Raw genomic sequence first — 10,155 nt, 5'->3', positions numbered from 1 at the left:
TGGCAAGCCACCGAACCGGCGCCGCCCCAGAAGTCACCGGCAGCCAGCACATCGCGAACGATGGCCTGGTGCTCGGCCTCCAAGTTGGCGGCCTGGGCGCGGATGAGCGCGCCGTGCGCGTCGACGTCACCGAACTGGTAATTAATGGTCATTGAACCTGTGCTCCTTGTTTGTGAATGTTTATGGGATACAGCGGCTTTCGCCGCGGACGAGTTAGCTGGAGAGGATCTGCTGCGAAGCCTGCTCTTGCTGCTCGTAGTTGTTCGCGTCACGGATCAGTCCGTCACGAACCCCATGCAACATGTTCACAATGTTGCGGAACGCCTGGTTCATCTGTCCCATGGTGTCCAGCGAGGTGGCCTGGGCCATACCGCTCCAGCCCGCACCGGCGATGTTCTGCGAGGACGCCCACATGCGACGAGCCTCGTCTTCGACGGTCTGGGCGTGCACTTCGAAGCGGCCCGCCATGTCCCGCATTGCGTGCGGGTCTGTCATAAAACGTGTTGCCATTTTGGCTGTCTCCTTGTTTTTCGACCTAGTTGCCTGTGTTGTTCAGGCAGTTTGACTGTTGTGACTGCCGGTTGGAGGGATACCGAACCGACGATCACCCGTTAGCAACGACAGTCGTCCCCCTCTCTTGATCAACCGGCCGCCGGAGAATGTGGAACCACGCTACTGGGACGGGGCATCTGGAACTGAGGTTCGGCATTCTCGGCCTCCCACTCATTCCATTCCGCCCATTCGCCCCACTCATCCGTGCCTGTGGCAACCGTTTCGACTGGCTCCGGGTCTAACGCACCCGGCACGGCGACGACTTCCTCGGCTCCTGATTCGGAGTCCTTAGCCCAGTGGTCGTACTCGTCCGGTGGGACGGCAGTACCCCAACTGAGCGGAACAGACAACCCGCCAAGCATGCCCGACTCACCCCGCTTCGCCGCGACTGAGTCGGGCGGTAAGGGCGGACCAAGAGGCAATAGCACGTTGTCTCCTTTCAGGGCCGATCTCAATACATCATCACTCAATGGCGAGTACCACACCACCGAGCCTCTGAATCCTAAGACAAAAGTCGGCTCAAAGTCGCCTATTTTGCGAATTTCCCTTCCGGGATCGCCCACTTTGAGGCGATTGCCTCAGGTGGCGCCCCGTCAACCGGTTCGCATCTGCCTGAGCCCAACGCGGCCGGCCCACCCCTGGCCGCTCCCCGGGCGGCCCGAAAGGGGTTGACCAGCAGCGGCTTCCGCTACCACGCGCGGTCAGCAACCGCCGGTCAGCAGAGGCCGCTGGGAATGCCGCGCGCGGGTTGCGTTTCCTGGGTCGGCATGGACTGCGGAAAAGGCACCCGGTAGGGAATAGACGTTTTCGTGGTGGTCCCCAGTACCGCGTTCGGGACGCACTGCGGCAGTTTCGGCAGCGCCGCCAAGCGCGGGTGGTCCAGGTTCGGTTTCGACGGGTTCGGCGGAACGGCGAAATTGAAAGTCGACGTCATGTCGCCCACGACGCTGTTGCGCCACGCAGTGAGGTTGGGCACCGGAACGTTGAAGCGTTTGCTGATCAACTTCAGCGTCGAGGTGTGGTCGAAAGTGTCGTGGACCATCAGCGGCCCGCGACTGTACGGCGAGATGACAAAACACGGCACCCGGAACCCCAGGCCTATCGGGCCGCGGATGCCCCCGGAGCCGTCCACCGAGTTGATGTCCGCGACGGTGACGTACTCGCCGGGTGTGCCCGGCGGTGCCGTGGGCGGCACGACGTGGTCGAAGAAACCGCCGTTCTCGTCATAGTTGACGATCAGCGCCGTCTTCTCCCACACCGCCGGGTTGGACAGCAGGATCCGTATCGCGTCGACGATGCCCACCGCCCCGATCGAGACCGGGAATGCGGGATGCTCCGAAAGCAGGAAGCCGGGCAGCAGCCACGAGACCTGGGGCAGCCTGTTGTTCCTGACATCGGCGGCAAAGTCGAACGGGTAGCTGGGGGCGATCCCAAACCGGGCCAGATTCGACCGCGGGTCCGCCGCCTGCTTGAAGTCGTTGATCAATCCGTTGTAGCCGACGACCGTATTGTTCAGCGGCCCCAACAACTTGTTTTGGTAGATCTTCCAACTGATGGCCGCGGCCTCGAGCTGGTCCGGCATGGTGGCCCAGCTGTAGTGCTGCAGCGGCTGGATGTTCGGCTCGACCAGGACCGGGCCGCCGTGGGTGCCGTCCGGGTCGATCCAGGCGCTCATCCAGTACAGCCGGTTGGGTGTGGTGCCACCGAGCAGGGAACTGTGGTACCCGTCGCAGATCGTGAAGGTATCGGCAAGCAGGTGGTGAATGGGAAGGTCGGCGCGGGTGTAGTAGCCCATCGTGACCGGCGTGTTGCCCTGCAGCGTGCTGTGCGCCGCTTGAGCCGGCAACCAGCCGTCGTTGGCGCCGCCGTTCCAGGCCTGATGCATGCCGGTCCAGCTGTGGTCGGGGTCATTGACGCATTCGCCGGCCACCAGCGGTCCGCGCGTCGTGTCGAAGCGGAACGGCAGCGTGGTTCCGGCGGCGTCGTTGGCCTGGGTCGCCGGGTTCCACCCTTTTTGCGCGAAGACGCCGGGCAGCGCGTTCGGGTCCTGGAAACCGCGGGTACCGGACAACGTCCCGAAATAGTGGTCGAAAGACCGGTTCTCTTGCATCAACAACACAATGTGTTCGATGTCGGTCAAATGGCCGCTGCAGGGACCGGCGCCATAGGCCTTTTCGATAATGGGTCCGGCCAAATCCAGGAACGCGCCGGCGGTGGAAGCTGCGGCTGCTTTCGCCAAAAATTGCCGACGGGTCATTCCGTCGACAGGGTGTTCGCTTCCCACGCGCCCTCCTTGGGCTTTTTGCGCCGTTTCGCGCTCACGGTATAGCTGCGGTTCCGTTGGGTACCGATACGCGAACCGGCGTGTCGTGGACGGCTTTTTAGGGCCTGGTCCCGATTAATTGGTGGTTGTAGCGGTGTTTTGTTTGCTCAGCAGAGACCGCTGGGAATTCCGCGGACCGGCTGAGTTTCCTGAGTCGGCATGCTCTGCGGAAACGGCACCCGGTAGGGAATCGCCGGCAGCACGCCGTCGGTGGTGCCCAGCACAACGTTCGGGATGCATTGCGGCAACTTCGGCACGGCCGCCAACAACGGGTGGCTCAGGTGCGGCTTTGACGGATTGGGTGGCGTCCCGAAATTGAATGTCGAAGTCATGTCCCCCACCACACTGTCGCGCCAGGCGGTCAAGTTGGGGACGGGCACACCGAACCGGGCGCGGATCAGTTTCAGTTGAGAGGTGTGGTCGAAGGTCTCGTGCGCCATCAGGCCGCCGCGACTCCACGGCGAGATGACCAGGCACGGGACGCGAAAGCCCAAACCCAGCGGACCGCGAATACCACCGGATCCGGCGACCTGGTTGATGTCGGGCACCGTGACCCATTCGCCGGGGGTGCCGGGCGGCGCGGTCGGCGGGACGACGTGGTCGAAGAACCCGCCATTTTCGTCATAGCTGATGATCAGCGCGGTCTTCTCCCACACCGCGGGGTTGGACAGCAGGATTCGCAAGGCCGTCACCATGGCCACCGCCCCGAGCGCGACCGGCAGGGCCGGATGTTCCGACTGGATGAAATTCGGGACGAGCCAGGAGACCTTGGGCAGCCGGTTGGCTTTGACGTCGGCGGCGAAGTCCATCGGATAGCTGGGCGCGATGCCGTAGCGGGCCAGATTCGACCGTGGGTCACCGGACTGCTTGAACGCCTGCACCAGTCCGTTGTTGCTGATGGGCGTATTGATGAATCGCCCGGCGTCCTTGTTCTGATAGACCTTCCAGCTGACCCCTGCCTGCTCGAGGTTCTCCGGCATGATGGTCCAGCTGTACTGATGCAGGGGTAGGAAGCCGGGCTCGACGAGTTGAGGGCCGCCGGCGACGCCGGCCGGGTCGTTCCAGGCACTCAACCAGTACAGCCGGTTGGGCAGTGTGCCGGTGAGCAGCGAGCAGTGGTAGCCGTCGCACATTGTGAACGTGTCGGCCAGCAGGTAGTGGATCGGGATGTCTTTGCGGGTGTAGTAACCCATCGTCATCGGGACATAAGGGCCCGTGCGGGTCTCGGCCTGCGCCGGCAGCCAGTTGTCGTTGGCGCCGCCGTTCCAGGAATGGTGCATGGCGGCCCACTGGTGCTCGGGGTCGTTGACGCACTCGCCGTCCAGCAGGGGCCCACGCGTCGTGTCGAGGCGGAACGGCATGGTGATCCCGGCCGGGTCCAGCGATTGACTTGCGGGGTTCCACCCCTTTTGGCTGAAAGCGGGTGACGGGTCATTGAAGCCCCGGGTTCCGGAAAGCGTGCCAAAGTAATGGTCGAATGACCGGTTCTCCTGCATCAACAACACAATGTGTTCAATGTCGGTCAAATGCCCGGAACACGGGCCCGCGCCGTAGGCCTTTTCGATGACTGGGGCAGCGAAGTCGGTCAGCAACGCTGCCGCGCCGGCGCCGGTGAGCTTTGCCATAAACTCCCGACGCGACATTCCCCGTAAGGGGTTTTCGATCACTGCCTCTGCCTTCCTGCGCAATTTCAGATCACGGTATAGTTACGAAGCTGGACAACCGCGATACGCGAACCGGCGTGTCGCATGCTGATTACGACCCGTAGCAAAGTCTGCGGCAGTTCCCGCGAGTATCGGCGCATCGAAGGTCAGGACTTGCAGCCGCCCGCAGACCGCCAGGGCGCAATACGCGGCCGAATATCGAGTGCAGCGGAAAAATTTATTGAATCCCACATTCCTAATGGATTCCTCATACGGCTTTTTCGCATCCTGCGCTCCTCGCTGTTTCGTGCCGGATTGCACGAGGTCAGCCGCGGTCGAACCGCCAATGAAGGCCCGGCGGGATACGCCGCGATTCTTAGTGGGGCATTAGGGACGTGGAACAGCTCGGGTTACCGGGCTGTGATCGGAAATTCGGTGCGGCGAATGGGTTCCGCTTTACCCGCCTGCGGTTGTAGCGTCCCGACCCATGTGGTGCACGGTGCTGGTGTTAGCTCTTGTGGCGACCGCAGACCCGGTCCGGATCGGCGTCAGCGTGGCATTGTCGGCGCGGGCGCAGTCGCTGCGACCGCTCATCGCATTCTGGCTCGGCGGCATGGCGATAAGCGCAGGAGTTGCTGCCGGTGTGCTGTTCGGCCTGCGCAACGCCACGCTCGCGGCGGTGCATCGGGTGCAGGCCGCCGCGGCCACTTCGGCCGCCGGACATGTGCAGATCGCGATGGGTGCGCTGGCACTGGTCGTCGCCGCGATCGCTGTGGGGCTCTCGCCGCGGCAGCGCATGCGGGTGGGGATGCCCGGCGGAGGTGCACCGCCGTCCCGATTGCTGTCACGGGTTGAGGGTGCGCTGCAGGCCAAGCCGGTCGGGGCAAGCTTCGCGCTCGGAGTGGGGATGCTGGTCGATTTCCGGTTACTGGCGGCCTTGACCGCCATCGTGGCGTCGGGCGTCGCGACCGTCGCGCAGATTGTCGCGTCGGGCATCTACATCCTGATTGCGCTGAGCTTCGTCGAACTTCCGCTACTCAGCCGACTGGCTGCTCCGGCGAAGACTGACCGCATCATGGCTGCGATCAACGGCTGGGCCAGTGCCCGCCGGCAGCATCTCTTCGCCGTCGTGATCGGCTTGCTGGGCGTGGTTTTGATGACGCGCGGGATCGGCCACGCCTGAATCGGCTCGGAGTCGGATTTATCCGACGCCGGAACGCGGAATCACGCTCGGCCGGTTCTGCACCACGTGCGGACTCGCGCCGCCGCGGCCCATCATGCCGCCGGGCATGCCGCCACCGGCACCGCCCATGCCCATCGGCATCGGCATCATCGGCATACCGCCGCCGGCACCGGCAGCCCCGGCGGCTTGCGCCATCTCCGCGGCGTTGACACCCAAACCCGACATGGCGGCGCTGGTCATCCCCTTCGGTATCGAGCCCTGCCAGGTGGGGGGCACTGACATGGCACCGACCAGATGCGCCTTGCCGAGATCGCCCGCCATGCCGGCGCCGAGGCCACCGACACCACCAAGGCCCTTGGCCGCCGGAGCGATGTCGCCGACGAACTTCGGCAAATCGGCCGCCGTCGCACCGGCTAGTCCTGCAGCGCCGGCGCCCGCATTGGCCGTCGAACCGAGTTGCATCAACGGGCCCATCAGCATGCTGGCCGGCATCGCGCCCATCTGGGCCGCCGACATGATCGCCTGCACCGGTGCCCCGGTCGCCAGCGACTGCACACCCGCCACCAAGGCCGGCGCGGCTACGGTCGCACCCTGAACAAGCGGGCTCACGGCGGCCGACGCCGACGTCGCCAATCCGGCGGCCTGGACCCCGACGCCCGCCGCCAAACCGGCCAGGTCAAGCGGCGGCACGGCAAACGGCGTAATGGACGCGGCGACCGCGGTCGCGCCGCCGTGGTAGCCGATCATCGCGGCGACGTCCTGGGCCCACATCTCGACGTAGTCGAATTCGTTGGCGAAGATCGCCGGCGTATTCAGCCCGAGGAAGTTGGTCGCGATCAGCGTCGCCAGCGACACCCGGTTCGCCGTCACCACTGCGGGGTGCACGGTCGCCGTCAGGGCCGTCTCGAATGCACTGGCCGCCGCACGGGCCTGACCCGCCGCCAGCTGCGCCTGTGTCGCCGCGTCGGTCATCCAGCCGACGTAGGGAGTCGCCGCCGCAGCCATCGACGCCGACGCCGGCCCCGCCCAAGGTCCACTGGCCAAGCCGACGATCACCGAGTCGAACGACGACGCCGCGGCTGTCAGCTCGGCCGCCAGGCTTTCCCATGCGGTCGCCGCCGCGTGCAAAGTGCCCGCACCGTCACCGGCAAAGATCCGGGCCGAGTTGATCTCCGGCGGCAACCACGCAAAGTCCAAAATCATCGCATCCCCAACCAGCCAGCCGCATCAACGGCACCAACGTGCTCTAACCACTCGGCCCGAAAACAAACGGCCCGAGGCCGGATCGTAAATCAATCCACACCAAAAGTCTGACTTTTAACCAAAATCCCGATACTAGGTATTCGCGCCGAGGATCGAGTTGGTTACTCGATCAGTATATTCCGTTCCCGGCGAGGTCCGTGCAGCAATTGCGCGCATCCTTGGCCAGCAATGGCCGGATCTACGCTGCGCGGACCGAACCCGACGTGGCTATCCCACGCCGGTACGCGGGATCACGCTCGGGCGGTTCTGCACCACGTGCGCGCCCGCGCCGCCGCGCCCCATCATGCCGCCGGGCATGCCGGCGCCTGCCCCGCCCATCCCCATCGGCATCGGCATCATTCCCATACCGCCGGCGGGAGCACCTTGCGCCAACGAGGCCGCGCTCGGCATGCCGCCCAGCCCGCTCATCGCCCCGCTGGCCATTCCCTTGGGCACCGAGCCCTGCCAGGTGGGAGGCACCGACATGGCGCCGACCAGATGCGCCTTGCCCATATCGCCCGCCATGCCGGCACCCAGGCCGGCCGCGCCACCCAAGCCCTTGGCCGCCGGCGCGATGTCGCCGACGAACTTCGGCACGTCGGCTGCGGTCGCGCCGGCCAGTCCCGCCGCCCCGACGCCCGCATTGGCCGTCGAACCCAATTGCATCAAAGGACCCATCAGCATGCTGGCCGGCATCGCACCCATCTGAACCGCCGACATGACCGCCTGCACCGGCGCACCGGACGCCAACGACTGCACACCCGCCACCAAGGCCGGCGCCGTTGACAGCGCACCCTGCACCATCGGACTCACCGCGGCCGAGGCCGACGTGGCCAGGGCGGCGACCTGTGCCCCGGCGCCGGCCGCGAATCCCGCGAGGTTCACCGGCGGGAGACTGAACGGCGGCAAGCTCGCGGCGACCGCGGTCGCACCGCCCTGGTAGCCGATCATCGCGGCGACGTCCTGGGCCCACATCTCGAGGTAGTCGAATTCGTTGGCGAAAATCGCCGGCGTGTTCAGACCGAGGAAGTTCGTCGCGATCAACGTCGCCAGCGACACCCGGTTGGCCGTCACCGCTGCCGGATGCACGGTTGCCGTCAGCGCCGTCTCGAACGCGGTCGCCGCGGCGCGAGCCTGACCCGCCGCCAGCTGCGCCTGCGCCGCCGCGTCGCTCAACCACCCGACATACGGCGTCGCCGCGGCAGCCATCGACGCCGACGCCGGCCCCGCCCAAGGTCCACTGGCTAATCCGACGATCACCGAATCAAACGAAGATGCCGACGCGGCCAGGTCCGCGGCCAGGCTTTCCCAAGCCGCCGCCGCCGCGTGCAACGGTCCGGACCCCGCCCCGGCGAAGATCCGCGCGGAGTTGATCTCCGGCGGCAACCACGCAAAATCCAGAATCATCAGAACTCCCAACCCTGCCAGCTGTCGCAAACCCAACCTGGGTTGCTCCGACGCACACAGCAACCCATGGCTGGATCGTAAGCCAAATCACAGGCAAAAGCTGTAGTTTCACCGAATCTTTCGTAGGGATTGGGTGCCGCCGGGACCCGAAACCCATGCACGATGGAGCATCCGTTCCAGTCCTTGTCAATTCATTGGACAGAAAGCCTTGCCGAAACGCGTCGCTTTCGGCGTCAGAAGAAACCCTTGAATATTCCGGAGAGCGCGTTCCCTGAGACAAACAGACCAGAACTTCCGATTCCGGAAGTAAGAATGCCTGAGGACATGATTCCGGCAATGAAGAAGCCCGCATTCTGGACAGCCGCGTTGTAGATGCCCGCGTTTCCGTAACCGGTGTTGAGCATCCCCGAGTTGCCACCCAGAAGCAGCGTGGTGCTGGTGTTCACGTAGCCGGAATTGCCGAAGCCCACGTTCTGTATGCCGGAGTTGCCACTACTTGACGGATCGTTGTGCCCGAAGCCGGAGTTGCCGGTGCCCACATTGCCGAATCCGGAGTTCGGGCCCGACTGGGTTACCGTACTGAAGAATCCGGTGTTGAGATTGCCGGTGTTGAAGGCTCCGGTGTTGGCATTGCCCGCGTTTGCGAATCCGGTATTGACGTTGCCCGAGTTGCCGAAGCCGGAGTTGACGTCGCCGCCGTTCAAAAAACCGCTGTTGACGTTGCCGGCATTGCCGAAACTGGTGTTCGAGTCGCCGGAATTGAAGCTGCCCGCGTTGAAGCTGCCGGAGTCGAAGAAGCCGAAGTTGCCGGATCCGGCGTTCGCGGCCCCGGTGTTGGTGTTGCCGGCGTTCCAGAATCCGGTGTTGGTGTTGCCGGCGTTACCGAAACCGAAGTTGCCCACCCCGGAGTTGCCGATCCCGATGTTGCCGGTACCCGAGTTGAAGAAGCCGACGTTTCCGGTGCCGGAGTTGCCGAGGCCGATGTTCCCGCTGCCGGAATTCAAAGGGCCGAAGCCGAATTGGTTGTCACCGGTGAGACCGAAGCCGATGTTGTTGTTGCCGGTGTTGCCGAAGCCGAAGTTGCCCGAGCCGGTGTTGCCGAAGCCGATGTTGCCGCTCCCGGCATTCCCGCCGCCGACGTTCGAGCTGCCGCTGTTTCCGCTGCCGAAGTTGCTGCTGCCGATATTCCCGCTGCCCACGTTGGTGTTGCCGATATTGCCGCTACCGATGTTGGTGCTACCGATATTTCCGCTGCCCAGGTTCTGGCTGCCGGAATTGCCGCTGCCCAGGTTCGCGTTTCCGGTGTTGCCGCTGCCCAGGTTCGTCTCACCGATGTTGCCGCTGCCGATGTTGAGGGAGCCGATATTCCCAAGCCCCAGGTTGATTCCCTGCAGCTGGGCCGGTACGGCGGCGACGGCCTGAGCGGCCGCCGCGGGCAGCCCCGGTAGGCCGGCCAGCGTCCCCTGCCACGACGACAACGCCGCAGCCGCCGCCGACACCCCACCGTGATACCCCACCATCGCCGCTACATCAGCAGCCCACATCTGCTCATACACACCCTCAGCAGCAGCAATAGCCGGCGCATTCTGACCAAACACATTCGACAACACCAACTGCACAAACACATTCCGATTCGCCGCCACCGCCACCGGATGCACCGTCGCCGCCCGCGCCGCCTCAAACGCCCCCGCCACCGCCCGCGCCTGCCCCGCCGCCTGCGCAGCACCCGCCGCCGCCGCGGACAGCCATCCCACGTACGGAGCGGCCGAACCGGCCATCGCCGCCGCCGCCGGGCCTTGCCAGAC

At 65.0% G+C, this 10,155-nt stretch carries 9 protein-coding genes; 1 reads left to right on the top strand and 8 read right to left on the bottom strand.

The annotated features are described in order from the left end of the window. From A9X01_RS24475 to A9X01_RS24460, 5 genes are all read right to left on the bottom strand, one after another. Positions 1-152: WXG100 family type VII secretion target (locus A9X01_RS24475; protein ID WP_216638939.1), on the bottom strand; the 152-nt coding region annotated here is incomplete at its 3' end. A gap of 61 nt (positions 153-213) precedes the next feature. After that, positions 214-510 carry a WXG100 family type VII secretion target gene (locus A9X01_RS24470; protein ID WP_065036524.1) on the bottom strand — a complete coding sequence of 99 codons (297 nt, stop codon included), beginning with the start codon at positions 508-510 and terminating at the stop codon, positions 214-216. Between the two features lie 131 nt (positions 511-641). Beyond that, positions 642-980: a hypothetical protein gene (locus A9X01_RS31630; RefSeq protein WP_253849372.1), complete on the bottom strand. Its 339-nt coding sequence runs from the start codon at positions 978-980 to the stop codon at positions 642-644. A 287-nt stretch (positions 981-1,267) separates the two neighbouring features. Beyond that, a complete protein-coding gene (locus A9X01_RS24465; RefSeq protein ID WP_065123201.1) occupies positions 1,268-2,809 on the bottom strand; it encodes a phospholipase C in 1,542 nt (513 codons plus the stop codon). 173 nt (positions 2,810-2,982) lie between these two features. Further along, positions 2,983-4,518 carry a phospholipase C gene (locus A9X01_RS24460; RefSeq protein ID WP_065036522.1) on the bottom strand — a complete coding sequence of 512 codons (1,536 nt, stop codon included), beginning with the start codon at positions 4,516-4,518 and terminating at the stop codon, positions 2,983-2,985. 487 nt (positions 4,519-5,005) lie between these two features. On the opposite strand from A9X01_RS24460, the gene A9X01_RS24455 reads away from it, so the two are divergent. Continuing rightward, a complete protein-coding gene (locus tag A9X01_RS24455; RefSeq protein WP_155772262.1) occupies positions 5,006-5,701 on the top strand; it encodes a GAP family protein in 696 nt (231 codons plus the stop codon). An 18-nt stretch (positions 5,702-5,719) separates the two neighbouring features. Here the strand turns inward: A9X01_RS24455 and A9X01_RS24450 are convergent, their stop codons facing one another. The 3 genes from A9X01_RS24450 to A9X01_RS24440 form a co-directional block, all read right to left on the bottom strand. Continuing rightward, positions 5,720-6,904, bottom strand: coding sequence for a PPE family protein (locus tag A9X01_RS24450; protein ID WP_065123200.1), 1,185 nt, complete (start codon positions 6,902-6,904; stop codon positions 5,720-5,722). A 267-nt stretch (positions 6,905-7,171) separates the two neighbouring features. Then, positions 7,172-8,350, bottom strand: coding sequence for a PPE family protein (locus tag A9X01_RS24445; RefSeq protein ID WP_065123199.1), 1,179 nt, complete (start codon positions 8,348-8,350; stop codon positions 7,172-7,174). Between the two features lie 233 nt (positions 8,351-8,583). Continuing rightward, positions 8,584-10,155 (bottom strand): PPE family protein (locus A9X01_RS24440; RefSeq protein ID WP_155772261.1); only part of this gene is annotated, 1,572 nt, incomplete at its 5' end.

Source organism: Mycobacterium asiaticum, assembly GCF_001668675.1.
GTDB lineage: Bacteria > Actinomycetota > Actinomycetes > Mycobacteriales > Mycobacteriaceae > Mycobacterium > Mycobacterium asiaticum_D.
This window is presented reverse-complemented; position numbering and strand designations above follow the sequence as displayed.

Bases quoted from the DNA above. Each gene is read 5' to 3' on its own strand.
- A9X01_RS24445 (WP_065123199.1), bottom strand. From the start codon at position 8,350: ATGATTCTGGATTTTGCGTGGTTGCCGCCGGAGATCAACTCCGCGCGG.
- A9X01_RS24470 (WP_065036524.1), bottom strand. From the start codon at position 510: ATGGCAACACGTTTTATGACAGACCCGCACGCAATGCGGGACATGGCG.
- A9X01_RS24455 (WP_155772262.1), top strand. From the start codon at position 5,006: ATGTGGTGCACGGTGCTGGTGTTAGCTCTTGTGGCGACCGCAGACCCG.
- A9X01_RS24450 (WP_065123200.1), bottom strand. From the start codon at position 6,904: ATGATTTTGGACTTTGCGTGGTTGCCGCCGGAGATCAACTCGGCCCGG.
- A9X01_RS24460 (WP_065036522.1), bottom strand. From the start codon at position 4,518: ATGTCGCGTCGGGAGTTTATGGCAAAGCTCACCGGCGCCGGCGCGGCA.
- A9X01_RS24465 (WP_065123201.1), bottom strand. From the start codon at position 2,809: ATGACCCGTCGGCAATTTTTGGCGAAAGCAGCCGCAGCTTCCACCGCC.